Source organism: Flavobacterium turcicum, from assembly GCF_011365745.1.
Lineage (GTDB): Bacteria > Bacteroidota > Bacteroidia > Flavobacteriales > Flavobacteriaceae > Flavobacterium > Flavobacterium turcicum.
The window spans coordinates 197,098-216,383 of sequence record NZ_JAAOBY010000005.1 but is presented as its reverse complement, the minus strand read 5'-3'; the positions used below and the strand labels follow the sequence as shown (position 1 = coordinate 216,383).

Below are 19,286 nucleotides of genomic sequence, written 5' to 3'. Positions count from 1 at the left end.
TGTCCGCGTGAGTGATGGCAGCGGAGCTCTTTTTTAGACTGCCCTTTTTCGGGCAGACTAAAAAAAGCGGGAGCGTACAGCACGACCCGAAGTTTTTACGGAGGGGCACGCCCAAATAATTCTATTGACGAAAAATTCCTTTTTTGAAAACGGACAGCAAATAGTACCTTTACCTTTTACAATTGAAACTGAACCCCATGACTCAAAAAAGTAGTGTTCCCTTAAAAGAAATTGCAGGCCTTTTTTTGAAATTGGGCATCATTGGTTTTGGCGGTCCTCCAGCTCATATTGCGATGATGCAGGACGAGGTGGTTGCCAAAAGAAAATGGTTCAGCGAACAACATTTTTTAGACTTGATAGGCGCTACCAACTTGATTCCTGGTCCAAATAGCACAGAAATGGCCATACATATTGGGTATGAAAAAGGCGGCTGGAAAGGATTATTGATCGCCGGACTTTGCTTTATCTCGCCAGCGGTTTTGATTACTGCTTTTTTGGCTTGGAGCTACAAAGAATATGGACAAACTCCTGCCGTACAACCTTTTTTGTACGGAATTAAACCCGCGATTATTGCTATAATTATTGCAGCGGTTTTTCCGTTGGCCAAAAAATCATTGAAAACGGTGACTTTAGCCCTCATTGGCTTGCTAGTTTTACTGGGTTCATTGCTGCATTATTATGAAATTTATTTGCTATTTGGGGCTGGTTTTGTGGGTCTTTTTTTGAAGTATTGGAATTCGAATGGTGCCTTTAGAAGTAATTGTATGCTACCTTTAGTTGCTTTACCCACAACCACAGGAACACTTTTGGCTAGTACTAATGCAAAGTTATTTTGGATTTTTTTAAAAATTGGCGCTATACTGTACGGTAGTGGCTATGTTTTATTTGCTTTTTTAGACACGGAGTTAGTTGCTACCGGACTTTTAACGCGCCAACAATTAATTGATGCGATTGCGATTGGGCAATTTACGCCCGGACCCGTTTTCTCATCGGTAACGTTTATTGGCTATCAAATAAACGAATGGACGGGCGCGATTGTTGCTACTGTCGGTATTTTTTTGCCTTCGTTTGTATTTGTTGCGTTGCTCAATCCTTTGGTCAGTAAAATGCGAAACTCAGTACTTTTTGCTGCTTTTCTGGATGCTGTAAATGTGGCTTCGGTTGCTATTATTGTGTCGGTTTGCTGGTCAATGGGAGCAGAAAGCATCCTAGATTGGAAAACACTATTGATTGCAGTGCTGAGTATGCTTATTTTGTTAGTCTACAAAAAACTTAACAGCGCCTTGGTGGTTGTTGGAAGTTCACTTTTGGGATATTTACTGAGCTTACTCTAGTCCGAATAATTGATTGACTTGTCCCGCTTAATAGTTTTTGGTAAAAAATAAATTATGAAAACAAAATCGATTACCACTTTTTTCCTTTTGATAGCGCTTGTTGTACATTTTACGGCTAATGCTCAAGTATTGCGTAAACGAACCACTTTATTGATGGGCGGTCGCTTTGACATTACAATTGTAGCGCAAGATTCGCTTACCGCAGAAAAAAATATTGATGTTGTTATTGGAGAAATTAGCCGAATTGAAAATTTAATTTCAGACTGGAAGTCAGACTCCCAAATATCAGAAGTGAATAGAAATGCGGGCGTTCAACCTGTGAAAGTAGACCGAGAAGTTTTTGAATTAACGCAGCGTGCGATACGGTTTTCGGAAGTTACAAACGGCGGTTTTGATATTAGCTTTGCCGCAATGGACAGAATTTGGAAATTTGATGGCTCGATGACTGAAATGCCTTCTGAAGAAGCTATTAAAAAATCAGTTGAAAAAGTAGGCTACAAAAACATTGTTTTGGATAGCGCCAATACAACCATTTTTTTGAAACTGAAAGGTATGAAAATTGGTTTTGGTGCGCTCGGCGAAGGCTACGCAACTGATAAATGTCGCCAAATGATGATCGATAAAGGCATTGAAGCCGGAATCATAAACGGCTCCGGAGACATGAGTACTTGGGGCAAACAACCCAATGGCAAAGCTTGGAATATAGGCATTACAAATCCTTTTCGTCCTGAAAAATTATTGGCTGTAGTGCCTTTAACACAAGAGGCAGTAACCACATCGGGCAGTTATGAAAAATTTGTAGTTTTGGATGGCAAACGCTATTCGCACATTATCAATCCTGCGACAGGTTACCCCGCAACAGGCTTATGCAGCGTTACTGTTTTTGGCCCTGATGCCGAAACAGCGAATGGTTTGAGTACCTCGCTGATGGTTTTAGGCACGGACGCAGGCTTACAATTACTGCAGCAATTCCCAGATTACAGCTGTATCATGATTACCGATACTGGTAAGGTCATTCGATCAAAAAACTTCCGAATCAAAAAATTCAAAAACAAAGTCAAGTAAAAAGTATTTTTCACTGAAAGGTAGATCCGATTAACTCAATGCCGCCGACTTGCTAAGTAATACTTTTCAATTAGTCGCTCATTGTGGGGACTTATGAAATCTACAAACCTTATTTCTCAAGTTAATTTCATTTTATTGGTGTAGAATTCTATTTTTTTAATCCTATTTTACTGTAAAAAAAGGGTCGTGATAAAGATATTTAAAAAAATAATGAATCTAACTAACATTAAAACAATACCTTAACTTTCCTTTTAAATCCTTATTCATATTTAATCTAAATAAATTTTGTTAATTCAAAAGAGGACTCTATCTTTGCGCTGTTATTTTTAATTATTCTAAATAAACAGTCATGAAATACCTATTATTTGCAGCCTCAACGTTACTTTTTAGTACGAACATATTTGCTCAAGAGCCTATACATGCAACAAGCAGCGAACAAAAAGACACTCCTTTTGAAAAAGCATTAAATGATACCATTAAAAACAAAAAAGGTGAAATTTTAAAAGAAGTAATCATAAACAATAATAGAGAGAAAAAACCAGTATCAGTCTTGCGTTCTGGTTTAAAACCTATGGATACTCCGCAAAGTGTTCAAGTTATAGGAGCAGAAATAATTGCCCAACAACAATCAATTAGATTGAGTGATGTCATAAAAAATGCTAACGGAATTTATGTGGGTTCAGCAAGAGGTGGTGCACAGGAATCATTCTTCTCAAGAGGGTATGACATGTCTGGAAATAACATGTTTAAAAATGGCTTTCGTTATAACGGAGGATCAATACCTGAAGTTTCTGGTTTAGAAAAAGTCGAATTTTTAAAGGGAGGATCGGCATTGCTATATGGAAATGTGGCTCCTGGAGGAATTTTGAATTTGGTAACAAAAACGCCAAAGTTTACAGCGGGAGGCGAATTATCTATGCAATTAGGAAGTTTTTCGTATTATAAACCGTCAATAGATTTCTATGGCCCTTTGAATAAAAATATTGCTTATCGTGTGAATGCTTCTTATGAAAAATCAGAAAGTTTTAGAGACTTTGTGAAAAACGATAGAATTTATATCAACCCCTCATTATTGATTAATGTAACCGATAAAACACAAATTACTCTCCAAGGTGATTATTTAAGCGCCGACTGGACACCTGATTTTGGAACAGGAATTGTTGGTAAAGAAATACTCAATACGCCTCGAAACATTAATTTTGGGGCATTATGGTCAAAAGGAAATACAAAATCATCAAGTGCTTCCCTATTATTACACCATGATTTTAATGAGAACTGGAAATTAGGCTTTAATACTTCTTTTCAATCGTACAATAGAACACAAAAATCAACGGCGCAATTATCGAATTTAGCATATACAACTACTAATGGTGTTCAACAAATAAACTGGAAAAGAGGTTTAACACAAGCAGATGGTGCCGAAAAAATTTTCGCCAACCAGTTAAGCTTACAAGGAACATTTACAACTGGTAAAATAAAGCATGATTTATTTACAGGAATTGATTACGAAGATTCTTCGGCTCCAAGCTATACTTTTGGTTTTTTTGCCCCAACAAGACCAGCTGATCTTGTTACCACCGAAACGACAGCCATAAACTTGTTAAACTACAATTACAATACGCAAAGTCTTGATGTGCCATTTCCTAGCAGAATAACGCAACTTGCAACTACAAATACACAGCGTTTTGGAATATTTGCGCAAGATTTAATTTCGATAAATGAATATTTCAAGATTCTTGCAGGGCTTAGATGGTCATGGCAGCAAAATGATGCAACGACTACAAGAGAAGTTATTGAACGCATCAACAATGTAAATAACATTACTACTACTTATGAAAATGCAAAACCTATTACCTCTGCAAAAACAGTTAATAGAGCGTTCTCTCCAAAAGCAGGTATAGTTTTTCAACCTAATAAAGAAGTTTCGTTTTTTGCGAGCTATTCTAACTCATTTACTCCCAATACAGGGACAACGGTAGACTTAAAACCACTTGATCCATCAATTATTGACCAATACGAAGTTGGTGTCAAAAAAGATTTTTGGAAAGGAATTTTAAGTACAAACCTTACTGTTTATCAGATAGAAAACAATAATCTAGCACAAACAGCTCAATTTGGTGCAGATGGCGTTACCCCAAATGTAGATACTAATAGACGAGATTTAGTAGGAGCTACCAAAGGAAAAGGTCTAGAAATAGACATCATTGCTAGGCCAATAGAAGGATTAAATATCAATGCTGGATACAGTTTTAATGAAACTAAAATTTCAAAATCATCTGGTACAAGTGGTAGTTTTGTTGTAGGTGATTTATTTGTAAGAACTCCAAAAAATACAGCAAACTTAAGTTTCTTTTACAAAGTGCCTTCAGGAAAATTAAAGGGATTCACCATAGGTGCCATGGCAAATTATATAGGAAACCGATTAGGAGGATGGAACGACCGTTATGTTTGGACCGAGGTTGCACCTGCTACAACACCTAAAACTTACACAGTACGAATTGAGGACCGGGACATCCCACTAAAAGGTTACACAACGGTAGATGCATCGCTAGGATACGAATGGAATAAAATATCTCTCCTATGCAAACTTTCAAACATAACAAATGAACTAAACTATACTGTTCACGAAAATTACAGCACAAATCCAATTGCTCCAAGACAAGTAATGGCCATTTTAAAGTATAAATTGTAATCTTCAAACAAATAAAATAACAAGGCCCAAAATACACTTATTTTAGGCCTTGTTATTTTATCAATATTTTATTTTTAGTGCATTTCGATTCCGTTCACTTCTAAAAGATCGTTAAGCAAAACATTAACATGAGGTTCGTATTTTTCAATGCCACTAAGGTACCACTCTGAGATTAATGAAAGTTGATAAGGAGTATAACCCTCATCATCGATTGGTAACCCGAGCAAACCTGCAATTAAAAAATCTTCTAGTATTTTATCGGTAACTATTCTCTCTGGGATGCCGTTGCTAATAGAACCATTAAGACGCTCAAACTCGATACGACCGGCAATAAATCCAGCAATGATTGCTTCATTTTTCATGGCATCATTAAACTCTAGATAAGGGTCTAAACCAATTGCAAGTCCTCTGTAATAATTTTGCCTGTATAAATCGTTTAATATCCTTTTCATAGAAAGATCATTTGTGGTATTTGAAATTCATTACAAACTTACTTATATTGCATAATACAAAAAACTATAATCGTTGAACGGGCTATTTACTCTGTTAATTACAAGGCGCTTGCAGTTAATCGATATAATCATAATGTTGAAACATAATACGCAAATGCAACAGTTCTAGCATTTACGGTTGCTATCACACTATACCAATATAAAATTTTCTTTTTTAGACTACTTATCACACTACCAAAACAAAAAAATCCCACTTTAGAACCAATTCTAAAATGGGATTTTTTCATTCTATCTTAGTATAGTTTATTGTAAACCAGCTAAGCTATTTTTCAGTGTCTCGATTTTTGCTAATGCATCGGCTTCTTTTTGTTTTTCGTTAGCCAATACTTTTTCTGGTGCACCAGCAACAAATTTCTCATTAGCTAATTTACTTTGAACCGACTTTAAAAAACCTTCTGTATAACTCAATTCTGAAGTAAGTTTTGCAATTTCTGCAGCAACATCAATATTACCAGTAATTGGAATAAAATATTCATTTGATTTTACACGAAATGATAATGCTCCATCTACTTTATCAGAAACATACTCTAAGTTACTAATGTTGCCTAATTTAGAAACAACGGTGTCGAAATAATCTGATGACTTATCATTATTAACAATCTTTAATTCGATTGTATCTTTGAACGGTATATTTTTGTCTTTTCGAATCGTTCTAATTCCAGAAATTACCTCGATTGTTGCATCAAAATCAGCAATCAAACTCGCATTAAACGGTTTCATTTCTGGCCAAGTAGCTACAATTAAAGCTTCATCTGGAGTACGTTCTGCGATAAACTGCCAAATTTCCTCAGTTAAAAATGGCATAAACGGATGCAATAATTTCAAATTGTTCTCAAGCATTTCTATTGCTTTGGCAAAAGTTACGCTGTCAATTGGCTGCTGGTAACCCGGTTTAATCATCTCTAGAAACCAAGAACAAAAATCATCCCAAACCAATTTATAAATAGCCATTAAAGCATCCGAAATTCTGTATTTTTCAAAATTATCCTCGATTTCTGCTAGCGTTTGTTGCAATTTTGCTTCGTACCATTCAATTGCTACTTTAGAAGATTCTGGTTGTGGAATAGCCTCTGAAACTTCCCAGCCTTTGATCAACTTAAAAGCATTCCAAATCTTATTAGTAAACGCTTTGCCCTGATTACACAATTCCTCATCAAACATAATATCATTTCCAGCTGATGCACTCAATAGCAAGCCAACACGAACACCATCTGCCCCGAATTTATCAATCAAATCTAACGGATCTGGTGAATTTCCTAACGATTTAGACATTTTACGACGTTGCTTATCACGCACCAATCCCGTTAAATACACATTTGTAAATGGCTTTTTACCGGTATACTCATAGCCTGCAATAATCATACGAGCCACCCAGAAAAACAAAATATCTGGACCTGTCACCAAGTCATTTGTAGGATAGTAATATTTAAAATCAGCGCTTTCAGGATCCATAATCCCTCCAAAAACTGACATTGGCCATAGCCATGACGAGAACCAAGTATCAAGCGCGTCAACATCTTGCTTTAAGTCAGTAGACGAAAGTTCTAGGTTTTCAGTCTTTTCTTTCGCCAACTTTAAAGCATCTTCAATATTTTCTGCTACAACAAAATCTTCTTTTCCATCACCATAAAAATAGGCAGGAATTTGTTGTCCCCACCATAATTGACGGGAGATATTCCAATCTCTAATATTGTTTAACCAATGTGCGTAAGTATTATTGAAACGAGCTGGGTGCAATTTAATATCACCATCTTCAAGAACCGATTTGATAGCCGGTTTTACCAACTCCTCCATTTTAAGAAACCATTGGTCTGACAAACGAGGCTCAATGACTGCTTTGGTTCTTTCAGATGTTCCTACTTTATTTAAGTGCGACTCTGTTTTTAACAAAGCACCAATTTTTTCTAATTCGATTGCAATTTCGGCGCGAACCACAAAACGATCTTTCCCTTGGTAGTGCAATCCGAAAGAATTGAGAGAAGCATCTTCATTAAGAATATCGATAATTTCTAAATTGTGCTTTTCGCCCAAAGTTTTGTCGTTCATATCGTGAGCAGGCGTTACTTTTAAGCAACCTGTTCCAAACTCCATATCTACGTACTCATCTTCAATAATAGGAATTACTCGACCGCAAATTGGCACAATTGCTTTTTTACCACGTAAATGGGCAAAACGTTCATCATTAGGATTGATACAAATAGCAGTATCTCCAAAAATTGTTTCAGGTCGTGTAGTAGCAATCGTTAAAAAGTCTTCGCTGCCTTCGATTTTGTATTTTAAAAAGAATAATTTTCCTTGTTGCTCTTCGTAAATTACTTCTTCGTCAGAAAGTGTAGTTTTCGCCTCTGGATCCCAATTCACCATACGATACCCTCTGTAAATCATTCCTTTATTATACAAATCAACAAATGAACGTATTACAGATGCTGACATATCTGGATCCATCGTAAACTTTGTACGTTCCCAATCGCAGGAAGCACCTAGTTTTTTGAGTTGTTCTAGAATTACGCCACCGTATTTATCTGTCCATTCCCACGCATGCGCTAAGAATTCTTCACGAGTTAAATCGTTTTTATTGATCCCTTCTGCTTTTAGCTTAGCAACAACTTTTGCCTCGGTTGCAATTGATGCGTGATCCGTACCAGGAACCCAACAAGCATTAAAGCCTTTCAATCGAGCACGTCTAATTAAAACGTCTTGAATAGTATTGTTTAACATGTGTCCCATGTGCAAAACTCCAGTCACATTGGGCGGTGGAATTACAATTGTATATGGTGTTCTGTGATCTGGCTCCGAATGAAAATAATTATTTTTCATCCAGTAGTCATACCACTTATTCTCAATAGTTTTCGCGTCAAATTGGGCAGGAATTGTCATAAAAAGCAACTGTTAAAACCAAAAATAAGATTTGGTCTGATATTTGTAAATCTAATATTAAACAAAAGTAAATAATAAAGTACACTATAAAAAGCGAAATAAAAATTTGTACGTTATTTAAAAGAAAGTAACTTTACTAAACGAATTTAAACCTTTGATAATGAAAAAAAGTATCGCCTTATTCGCATTTGCCTTAATCAGTACAATTGGTTTTGCGCAGAATGGTCCAAAGATCGAATTTTCGGCAAAGAATAACACTATCGATTACGGGCGAGTTAAAAGTACCGATAACGGTAGCAGAGATTTCATTTTTACTAATACGGGGAATGCTCCTTTATTGATTACCAACGTACTTTCTACTTGCGGCTGTACGATTCCTACAAAACCAGATGCTCCAATAATGCCTGGAAAAACAGGAAAAATAACCGTAAAATACAATATGGCAACAGGACCAATCCGAAAAACACTTACAGTAGAATCGAATGCGATTAACTACGAAAGCGGTCGGATTGCCCTTAAAATTCGTGGTGAAGTAGTAGAAAATTAAATTTTAAAACACTGTAAACTAACATTTTTTACTTCAGAAAAATGTTAGTTTTTTTTTATAATTTATTCTCTAACTGAAAGGAGAATGTTAACAATTGACTTTTCCTTTCAATTTCTAAAGTGATCCATTTATCCTCCTCTGATTTGAAAAGTTGGTTGATCTGCTCTAACGAATATTGATAAGGCACTCGGTTGTTAATCCGAACCAAAACATCACCTTTTTGCAACCCAGCCAATGCTGCGGGAGAATCTTGTCGAATATGTGCAATATCGTATACTGGTTTTAACTTGAACTTGTATTTAAAATCATTCATATATACCGACTTTCCTCCGCCTAAACCGTATCCTGACTCCGGAACCGTTTCCATTTGCACCGTTTCTTGCACCCATTGCAAACCGTGGTGTTGAATTTCAATTCCGCTTTTATTATAAGAAAACGGCTCGTAATAAGCTTTATTTTTTCGCAAGAACATTTGCTGCGAAGAGTAATCGAATAAAACCTTAAATCGTTTCATAATCTCACCACCTACTGACCCCATTCGATCAGGAACCATCGTCACATTTTTGATCGAAATTGAATCGGGAAAAGCACTAATAACTTCATCAAAGGTATAATCTGCCAATTTAAACTTTTTGACTTTTGCTCTTTGACCTTCAACATCCCCACTAAATCCGCGACCCAAAAAATCATTAAAGTTTTTTTTAGGAACATTTACCAATGAATTGCGATTATGAAAAAGCCACACTGCATCGCTATTGCCAATATCAACCAACAATTTTACGGGAATGTCTTGCTTTTCAAGATCTACTTTAGCAATAACATATGGCTTGTTACCATCTATCTGCAATGGTATTATTGATGTTTTAAAAGTATATTTTTTCCTGTTTTGAGGTGTGTCTTTCAACACAACTATTTTTTTTCGTCGGTAATCCAACTGAATCAAATTGTTTTTAAAAAAGTGGTATCCAATAATGCCATTGACAGGAATCCCGATGTGAGAGGACAAATTAAATTCAGGATCTAGTACGATGTACAAAAAATGTCCTTTGTACTGTAAGCGACCAAAATCTAAAATATTGTTAGCCGACTTCAAGCCTTCAACAGCAGTTTGATTTCCTAAACCTTTTAGCATAACCCGCTCAGCATCAAAAAAACGGACTTCCTTTTTTTCCTCAAGGCTAAACAAAATAGTCTCAGAAACCCCAGTATCGAGTAAAAAATTCAACTCGACACCGTTAACTTTGATAGGCACAAAGACTAAATTATTGATCAACTTAAAAGGAACAGTTACTTTTGTTTCACTACCTTTAAATTCAAATCCCTGCTGTGCGACCAAAATTGGGCTACACAACATTACAAATAGGATAAGAATACAATTTTTCATAAATTAACTTTCCTTTAAAATTAAGAAATAAAAGCATGATAAATACAGATTTAACAATTGATAGAGCATTTATTTGGATTTAGTTCGGAAAAAAAATCGCAAATTTGCAATTCAACAAAAAAAGACTATGCCAACAATATCAAAAAAAGGCACACAAATGCCTGAATCTCCTATTCGAAAATTAGTTCCTTTTGCTGAAATCGCAAAGAAAAAAGGGAACAAAGTATTTCATTTAAACATTGGCCAACCGGACATAAAAACTCCAGAAGTTGCCATGGAAGCGGTGAAAAACATCGACTTGACTATTTTAGAATATAGTCACTCAGCTGGTAACGAAAGTTACAGAACTAAATTGAGCGCATCTTATATCAAACAAGGTGTTTCAGTAAACAAAGAAGACATCATCATTACAACCGGTGGTTCAGAAGCTTTGTTATTTACTATTGGTAGCACTATGGATCAAGGTGATGAAATTATTATTCCAGAACCATTTTACGCTAATTACAACGGATTTTCAACTGCATCAGGAGTGACTGTTGTACCTGTAATTTCAACTATAGATACCGGATTTTCTTTGCCAGCTGTAGCTGATTTTGAAAAATTGATTACTCCAAAAACCAAAGCAATTTTGATTTGTAATCCAGGAAATCCAACGGGTTACTTGTATTCAAAGGAAGAAATTATGCAATTGGCTGAGTTGGTTCAAAAACACGATTTGTTTTTGATTTCTGACGAGGTGTACCGTGAATTCACCTATGATGGTGATGTACATTATTCAGTGATGAACATCCCTGGATTAGAGCAACATGCTATTATGATTGATTCTGTGTCAAAAAGATACAGCATGTGCGGCGCACGAATTGGTGCCATGGTTTCAAAAAACAAAGAAGTAATGAACGCGGCCATGAAATTTGCACAAGCAAGATTGAGTCCGCCAACAATTGAACAAATTGCAGCCGAAGCCGCTTTAGACACCCCACAAAGCTATTTTGACGAAGTGATTGCTGAGTACAGAGAGCGTCGCGATACATTGATTGAGGAGTTAAGCCAAATTGAAGGCGTAATTATCAGTAAGCCAAAAGGAGCTTTTTACTGTATTGCACAACTACCAATTGACAATGCAGATGCTTTTGCACAATGGTTACTTGAAAGTTACGACCTAAACGGCGAAACTGTTATGGTTGCTCCTGCCGCCGGATTCTACTCGACTCCAGGCGTAGGTTTAAATCAAGTTCGAATTGCTTATGTTTTGAAAAAAGACGATTTGATAAGTGCGGTTCGCATTTTAAAAGCAGCAATTCCTGCCTACCAAGCTCTGGTTCAAAAAAAATAAATAGTTAAAAACTAATGATTTCAAAAAGGCAATAGCAACACGCTATTGCCTTTTTTTATTTTATACAAATAAAATACTACAGTTGCAAAGCGATAAAGAAGTCTTAAATAGTGTACGCTATAGAAATTCTTAAATTTTTATTATTTATCTTTACCGCTCAAATAAATACACCCACTATAATAGTTGCATTTAATGATAAAAAACGAAGAATTTCAAGACGAAATAGGCGATAATCACGTAAGCTTATCAGCTAAAAACCCAATAAGAGAGGATGCCTTTGCACTTTCTGATGATGATAAAATTGAAAAGATTAAAAAAGATGTCGAAAACATTCTACAAACTTTAGGAATGGATTTGACAGATGATAGTTTAAAAGGCACGCCTAATCGCGTGGCAAAGATGTTTGTAAAGGAAATTTTTGGAGGTTTAAATCCAAATAAAAAACCAAAAGCATCTACTTTTGACAACAACTACAAATACGGTGAAATGCTGGTAGAAAAAAACATTATTGTTTACTCTACTTGTGAGCATCATTTATTGCCAATTATCGGTAGAGCTCATGTGGCATACATTTCAAATGGTACCGTAATTGGATTATCTAAAATGAATCGTATTGTTGAGTATTATGCAAAAAGACCACAAGTTCAAGAGCGTTTAACGATGCAAATAGTACAAGAGTTGCAACAAGCTTTGGGTACCGAAGACGTTGCTTGTGTGATTGATGCTAAACACCTATGTGTAAACTCAAGAGGAATTAGTGATATCGAGAGTAGCACAGTAACCTCTGAATTTGGTGGGAAATTTAAAGATACAGTAACGCGTAGAGAATTTTTAGATTACATCAAATTAGAAACAAAATTCTAAATTAGTTAGGTCGTAATTAGACTGCTAAACCATAGCCCTGATTGTAGTGGAAATCCTTTATATTTTTTCTTAAAAATATAAAGATTGAAACGAAAAGCAGGAAACAGCTCCTAAAAAAAACAAAATGCCTTTATACGAAACGCAAGCTATTAAAATATACAATTCTCTTTCAGGAGAAAAAGAAACATTTACACCTATCACCGAAGGAAATGTAGGAATGTATGTGTGCGGTCCTACGGTGTACAGCAATGTGCATTTAGGAAACGTGCGTACCTTTATGTCGTTTGATATCATTTTTAGGTATTTTCAGCATTTAGAGTACAAAGTGCGCTATGTTCGAAATATTACAGATGTTGGTCATATTGTTGATGATGTAGATGAGGGCGAAGATAAAATTGCCAAAAAAGCTCGTTTGGAACAATTGGAACCAATGGAAGTAGTGCAACGCTACACCGTTGATTTTCATGATATTTTAAGCGCTTTTAACTTTTTGCCACCAAGCATTGAGCCAACGGCAACCGGGCATATTATCGAGCAGATAGAAATTATTAAGACTATCATTGCAAATGGAATTGGATATGAAGCAAATGGCTCGGTGTATTTTGATGTTGTAAAATTCAATGAAACCAATCATTACGGTAGGTTGAGCGGTCGAAATATTGAAGACATGCTTGCCAATACTCGTGATCTTGACGGACAAAGGGACAAGCGCAACCCACAAGATTTTGCACTTTGGAAAAAAGCAGAACCACAGCACATTATGAGATGGCCTTCGCCTTGGAGCGATGGTTTTCCAGGATGGCACCTTGAATGTACTGCTATGAGCACTAAATATTTGGGAAATCATTTTGACATACACGGTGGCGGAATGGATTTGAAATTCCCACATCATGAATGCGAAATAGCACAAAACGAAGCTTGTACCGGACAAACGCCCGTGAATTATTGGATGCACGCAAACATGCTTACGTTGAATGGTAAAAAAATGGCCAAATCTACTGGAAATAATATTTTGCCAAGAGAAATTTTGACTGGCGAAAATACGATTTTAAGTAAAGCTTTCTCTGCAGCAGTAGCACGCTTTTTTATGCTACAAGCGCATTACCGTAGTATTTTAGATTTCTCAGATGATGCTATTGTTGCGGCTGAAAAAGGATACAAAAGATTGATGGAAGCCATGAGTGCATTAGCAACACTTTCTGCAAGCAATACAAGTTCATTAGCTATTGCCGAATGGAAACAATCGTGCTACGATGCAATGAATGACGACTTTAATACGCCAATTTTAATCGCACATTTATTTGAAGGAGTACGCTTTATCAATTTATTGAAAGATGGAAAAGAAATTTTAAACGCAGCTGATTTAGAAACTTTGAAGCAAACTATGAATGCCTTCGTATACGATGTGCTTGGTTTAGAGGATGAAAAAGTTTCTGATAGCAAGAACGATAAGTTAGAGGGAACAATTTCGCTACTAATTGAAATGCGTAAGCAAGCCAGAGAGAATAAAAACTTTGCTCTATCAGACCAAATTAGAGATAAATTATTGGCTTTAGGAATTCAGTTGAAAGACGGGAAAGAAGGAACAACTTTTAGCATTTAAAGGAATTGCTTTTATTTGCTAAAGCGTTACAATCAAAAGAAAGGATCACTATGGTATCTAAAATATTGATTTTACCATTTGTATTATTGGTGCGATTTTATCAAACCGCGATATCTCCTTTTACGCCTGCTGCTTGTCGTTTTGAACCTACTTGCAGTTCGTACATGATTCAATCTTTGCAAAAACACGGCTTGTTTTATGGTGGTTTTTTAGGATTAAAACGAATTTCACGCTGTAATCCTTGGGGACCAACAGGCTATGATCCTGTTCCTGAAAGCCAACCAAAAAAATAAAAAGAATAATAGATAACAAATAAACTCTATTTAACAGAATACAAAAACACTATGACACACGCTTTAACCATTGTTTGGAATCCTTCAGAGGGAATCGATTTAGGATTTTTCACCATACGCTTTTACAGCTTAATGTTTGTAATTGCATTTGGTTTAGGTTGGTACATCATGAAACATATATTTGTTCGTGAAGGAGAATCAATTGAAAAACTAGATTCACTTTTCATCTGGACAGTACTTGCTACTTTGGCTGGAGCTCGTTTGGGTCATGTGTTTTTCTATGATTGGGAATACTACCGCAACCATTTACCTGAAATTATACTACCATTCCGCTTAAGTCCAAGCTTTGAGTTTACAGGCTACCAAGGATTAGCGAGTCACGGTGCGGCAATTTCAATCATAATAGCCATGTACTTTTATAGCAAAAATATTTTGAAGCGACCTCAACTTTGGATTTTAGATCGTGTTGTTATTCCAGTGGCTAGTGGTGCTATCTTTGTACGTTTGGGTAATTTTTTTAACTCTGAAATTATTGGTAACGCAACTGATTCTGCATTCGGAATTAAATTCATAAAAGACCATTTTAGTCCACAAGATGCGGTTAATAACACACAAATTGCAAATCCTAAAGAAGCTTATACAGCTATTGCCACGGATCCTAAATTCGCAAATTTATTAGAGCAAGTACCAAGCAGCCATCCTACACAACTGTACGAAGCATTTAGTTACATATTTGTATTTGCCATTTTATTTTTCTTGTATTGGAAAACTGACAAACGCAAATACACTGGCTATTTGTTCGGAATGTTTTTGGTATTATTGTTCTCGGTACGTTTTGTAGTGGAGTCGGTAAAAGAAAGCCAAGGTGGATTTGAAAGTGCTCTCGGCTTATTTTCAACAGGACAGTGGTTAAGTATTCCTTTTGTACTGATTGGTTTGTATTTTGTAATCACCGCTCAAAGAGAACTTAAATAAAATAAATTACAAAAAATTTAAAGCGCTAATCCCTCACAAAAGGATTAGCGCTTTTTTTTGACTACAATTGAAAAGCACAACTCAACTCTATATTTTTGATGTTATAGCCTGCATTTGGAGCACCAAGACCCGCATTTGACTGATGTTGTACACTTGGTCGAAGATCAACAGTAACGGACTTTATTTTATACGAAAATCCAATAGCCAAAACATCTGAAAAGGCGAAACCCTTGGATAGACGTTCCGTATGCGTATTGGTATACATTGGCCCTACACTCAACAAAACATAACAACTTGCTGAGGAAGATAATTGTTTCCTGAGTAATCCGCCTACATTTAAAATATAACTATTAACTGTCCTATTTTGACTGTAAAGCGCTCGTAAATCCTCATAATTGGGCGTTTCTGGTTTAACAAAAAAGATGTTCAGCATTTGATGTTTAGCGTTATTAAATTCGGGTTGAATTAACAACTCTAATCCGATAGATTTTTTACTCATAAGCGGATACAACAACTCCAACTTTACAAACTCAGCGCTATGACTGTAATTCCGATTTTTAAACTCAGAACCTGTACCAACAGCAAACCCAATTGAAGCGGGACGAAAAACTGATTGACTACGAACAACCGAACCAGAGAATATACAGATGCAAATAACAAGTACGATTCGATAAGATTTTTGACCTAGCATAGATTATCTTGTAAAAATTAAATATAGTAAAATTAAAATCAAAGCATAAAAAAAGGTTCAACTCTCGTTGAACCTTTTTACTATTAATTACTTGCGCAAACTATGCAGCAGCGTGTTCTTTTTCAATAGCATCTTTATCCTCTTTTGTGAAAGTATCAACAACTACTGGAGTTGCAATAAATAAAGAAGAATAAGTACCTACGATAATACCCACTAACATTGCAAAGATAAATCCTCTGATTGACTCACCTCCAAAAAGGAACATTGTCAACAATACCAAGATCATCGTTAATGAAGTATTTAAAGTTCTTGACAACGTAGTGTTAATCGAAGCGTTTACAATACTATCAAAAGTACCTTTACGTTTTCCTAAGATAAACTCACGAATTCTATCAAATACAATTACAGTATCATTCATAGAGTATCCAATAACAGTTAAGATAGCTGCAATGAAGTGCTGGTCCATTTCCATGTGGAAAGGCATAAATTTGTAACATAAAGAGTAAATTCCTAATACGAAGATAACGTCATGCGCAACTGCTGCAATCGCACCTAATGAATATTGCCATTTACGGAAAGAAATCATTAGATATAAAAAGATTACTGCTAATGCACCAAGTACAGCCCAATATGAATTGGTTTTGATATCCTCAGAGATAGAAGCACCAACTTTTGAAGCTTGCAATACCCCTACTTTTTTACCATCAAATGTATTCGTAAATTTATCGTAAGATGTATTTGGATAATACTTAGCTAAAGCTTTGTATAATTTCTCATTCACTTCTTTATCAACCGCAATACCATCCTCTTGAATTTTATATTTAGTTGTAATTTTCAACTGATCGTCATCACCTAATACTTTAGCTTCTACAGGAGTTCCAAATGCAGCTGATAATTCTTCAGAAACAACAGCTGCGTCAACTGGTTTTTCAAATTTTACTTGGAAAGTTCTACCTCCAACAAAATCTACACCTTGATCTAAACCGTTAACGAAGAAGATAGAAATCAAACTTACCACTACTACTAATGAAGAGAAAACATAAGTAAACTTTTTAATTTTGATGAAATCGTAATTAAAGTTAGTGAACCAGTTTTTAGTCATGTTAGTACAGAAAGTTAAATCAGCCTTTCCTGCAATGTTTTTATCAATAAAGATTCTTGCAATGAAAATAGAAGTAAACAATGAAGTTGCAATACCAATAAGTAACGTTAAAGCAAATCCTTTGATTGGTCCTGTTCCAAAGATGAACAAAATTGCACCAGTTAACACGTGAGTAACGTTTGCATCAATGATAGAACGCATTGCACCATGCCATCCGTAAGCCGAAACTACTGCTTCTGATAAAGTTTTACCATCACGCAATTCTTCCTTAGCTCTTTCGTAGATAATGATATTCGCATCAACTGCTGTTCCTAATGTTAAAACGATACCTGCAATACCTGGCAATGTCAATACAAAACCAAAACTTGCCATAATTCCAAATAAGAACAACAAGTTCAATAGCAAAGCTAAATTAGCGTACCAACCTGCTTTTCCGTAATAGAAAACCATCCAGAAACAAACTAATAAAAATCCGATTATAGATGAAATTAATCCCGCATCAATAGACGCTTGTCCTAATGAAGGCCCTACTACAGTAGATTGTACGATATCAGCAGAAGCTGGTAATTTACCTGCATTTAAAACGTTAGCTAAATCTTTAGTTTCAGTAACATCAAAAGCACCTGAAATTTCAGATCTTCCTCCAGCAATTGGACCACTAGAAACACCCGGAGCAGAATAAACTACGTTATCTAAAACAATTGCAATGTTGCTTTTTTGAGTAAAAGCTCTTCCTGTTAATTCTTCCCAACCTTTAGCTCCTTGTGCATTCATTTGCATAGAAACAGCTGGTTTACCCAATTGATCAAAAGTATCTTTTGCATCAGTAACTACAGCACCTAACATTGCTGGCGCATTGTCTCTGTTCCCTTTAAGAGCATACAATTCAACTACTTCAACTTGTTTTTGTTTGTCGTCAGTAATTTTTAATGGTTTTCCCCAAACAAACTTAGCGTAAGTTAAAGCCGCTGGTAAAAGAATTTTAATATCTTGTCTCTTGAAATACGCGTTGATTGTAGCTGTATCTTTTGGAGCAAATAAACCTAAAACTGGTCCACCGCCTTGACCAACAATTTTGTCAAATAATGGATTGTTTCCTTTTTTAGTTGCAGCTGAATCTTTTGTATCAGTCAACAAAGCACTCAATGAATCTTTAACAATTGGTTTTGCTTCCGTTTTAGCAACCTCTGTTTTTTTCAATGCTTCGTTAGCAGCCACTAAAAAGTTTCCAACTTCTTGAACATTGTAGGTTTCCCAAAATTCAAGTTGTGCTTTACCACCTAATAATTTTTTAATTCTATCTACATCTTTAGCACCAGGAAGTTCTACAAGAATTCTTCCTGTTTCTCCTAATTTTTGGATGTTTGGTTGTGTCACACCAAATTTGTCAATACGCTCTCTTAATACTTTAAAAGCACTTTCGATAGACTCATCTACTTTTCTTTTGATTACTTTTTGAACATCAGAATCTGACATTTGAAAACTAACACCACCTTCACCTTGCAATGATCTGTTTGCGAAGATATCTGGAGAAGCTAATTTTACAGTTCCCTTAGAGTTTGCTTCGAAAGCTTCAAAAAACTTATCTAAATAAGTTTTGTTTCCTTCTTTATTTGCAGTAGCATCTGCCAAAGACTTATTAAAAACTGGGTTTTTTGAGTTATTAGATAAACCTTTCAAAACGTCTTTAATAGAAATTTGAAGAATTACGTTAATTCCTCCTTCTAAGTCAAGTCCTTTGTTGATTTGCTTGTTTTTAATTTCATCATAAGTGAAATCAGTAAAACCAAGATCCAATATCTTCTCTTTACCAATAGAATCTAAATATTTCAACTCTTTATCAGGATTGTCTCCCGCAAAAACTTTAGCATCACCTTTGATGTTATTGGCCACAAAAGTGAAAGAAAGTTGGTAAATACTTACCAGTGCAAATAGAATTGCAAAAAATTTAATCAGTCCTTTATTCTGCATTATTACTAAAAATTAATTATTTTAAATTTGTTTATTGATGATT

At 35.5% G+C, this 19,286-nt stretch carries 14 protein-coding genes; 9 read left to right on the top strand and 5 right to left on the bottom strand.

What is annotated here, in order from left to right; all coding sequences use genetic code 11:
* Positions 1-197: 197 nt before the first annotated feature.
* The 3 genes from chrA to G9Q29_RS10420 all read left to right on the top strand — a co-directional run bounded on the left by chrA (position 198) and on the right by G9Q29_RS10420 (position 5,091).
* On the top strand, positions 198-1,334 hold the full coding sequence (chrA, locus tag G9Q29_RS10430; RefSeq protein ID WP_166136779.1) for a chromate efflux transporter: 1,137 nt from the start codon (positions 198-200) through the stop codon (positions 1,332-1,334).
* Between the two features lie 54 nt (positions 1,335-1,388).
* Positions 1,389-2,399 carry an FAD:protein FMN transferase gene (locus tag G9Q29_RS10425; protein WP_166136776.1) on the top strand — a complete coding sequence of 337 codons (1,011 nt, stop codon included), beginning with the start codon at positions 1,389-1,391 and terminating at the stop codon, positions 2,397-2,399.
* Positions 2,400-2,748: 349 nt separating this feature from the next.
* Complete coding sequence (locus G9Q29_RS10420; protein WP_166136773.1) at positions 2,749-5,091, top strand: TonB-dependent siderophore receptor; 2,343 nt, start codon at positions 2,749-2,751, stop codon at positions 5,089-5,091.
* Between the two features lie 74 nt (positions 5,092-5,165).
* Here G9Q29_RS10420 and G9Q29_RS10415 read toward each other — a convergent pair whose 3' ends face one another.
* Together G9Q29_RS10415 and G9Q29_RS10410 are read right to left on the bottom strand one after the other, a co-directional pair.
* Positions 5,166-5,543 (bottom strand): hypothetical protein, encoded by a 378-nt coding sequence (locus tag G9Q29_RS10415; RefSeq protein WP_166136770.1) that lies wholly within the window; start codon positions 5,541-5,543, stop codon positions 5,166-5,168.
* A gap of 303 nt (positions 5,544-5,846) precedes the next feature.
* Entirely contained in the window at positions 5,847-8,480 is a 2,634-nt protein-coding gene (locus tag G9Q29_RS10410) for a valine--tRNA ligase (RefSeq protein ID WP_166136767.1), read from the bottom strand.
* Positions 8,481-8,640: 160 nt separating this feature from the next.
* On the opposite strand from G9Q29_RS10410, the gene G9Q29_RS10405 reads away from it, so the two are divergent.
* Positions 8,641-9,027 carry a DUF1573 domain-containing protein gene (locus G9Q29_RS10405; protein WP_166136764.1) on the top strand — a complete coding sequence of 129 codons (387 nt, stop codon included), beginning with the start codon at positions 8,641-8,643 and terminating at the stop codon, positions 9,025-9,027.
* Between the two features lie 55 nt (positions 9,028-9,082).
* Here G9Q29_RS10405 and G9Q29_RS10400 read toward each other — a convergent pair whose 3' ends face one another.
* The gene (locus tag G9Q29_RS10400; RefSeq protein WP_166136760.1) at positions 9,083-10,411 is read right to left on the bottom strand and encodes a PDZ domain-containing protein; all 1,329 of its coding nucleotides are present in this window, start codon (positions 10,409-10,411) and stop codon (positions 9,083-9,085) included.
* Positions 10,412-10,538: 127 nt separating this feature from the next.
* Between G9Q29_RS10400 and G9Q29_RS10395 the strand changes: the two genes are divergently transcribed.
* The 5 genes from G9Q29_RS10395 (at position 10,539) to lgt (ending at position 15,479) form a co-directional block, all read left to right on the top strand.
* The gene (locus G9Q29_RS10395) at positions 10,539-11,744 is read left to right on the top strand and encodes a pyridoxal phosphate-dependent aminotransferase (RefSeq protein WP_166136757.1); all 1,206 of its coding nucleotides are present in this window, start codon (positions 10,539-10,541) and stop codon (positions 11,742-11,744) included.
* 192 nt (positions 11,745-11,936) lie between these two features.
* Positions 11,937-12,608 (top strand): GTP cyclohydrolase I FolE, encoded by a 672-nt coding sequence (folE, locus tag G9Q29_RS10390; RefSeq protein WP_166136754.1) that lies wholly within the window; start codon positions 11,937-11,939, stop codon positions 12,606-12,608.
* 124 nt (positions 12,609-12,732) lie between these two features.
* Positions 12,733-14,211 (top strand): cysteine--tRNA ligase, encoded by a 1,479-nt coding sequence (gene cysS / locus G9Q29_RS10385; RefSeq protein WP_166136751.1) that lies wholly within the window; start codon positions 12,733-12,735, stop codon positions 14,209-14,211.
* A 50-nt stretch (positions 14,212-14,261) separates the two neighbouring features.
* Positions 14,262-14,504, top strand: coding sequence for a membrane protein insertion efficiency factor YidD (yidD, locus tag G9Q29_RS10380; protein ID WP_166136748.1), 243 nt, complete (start codon positions 14,262-14,264; stop codon positions 14,502-14,504).
* Between the two features lie 51 nt (positions 14,505-14,555).
* Entirely contained in the window at positions 14,556-15,479 is a 924-nt protein-coding gene (lgt, locus tag G9Q29_RS10375; RefSeq protein ID WP_166136746.1) for a prolipoprotein diacylglyceryl transferase, read from the top strand.
* Between the two features lie 61 nt (positions 15,480-15,540).
* On the opposite strand, the gene G9Q29_RS10370 is transcribed toward lgt, so the two are convergent.
* Positions 15,541-16,170, bottom strand: a complete 630-nt coding sequence (locus G9Q29_RS10370; protein ID WP_166136743.1) for an acyloxyacyl hydrolase — start codon at positions 16,168-16,170, stop codon at positions 15,541-15,543.
* A gap of 100 nt (positions 16,171-16,270) precedes the next feature.
* A complete protein-coding gene (gene secDF / locus G9Q29_RS10365) occupies positions 16,271-19,243 on the bottom strand; it encodes a protein translocase subunit SecDF (protein ID WP_166136740.1) in 2,973 nt (990 codons plus the stop codon).
* Positions 19,244-19,286 lie beyond the last annotated feature (43 nt).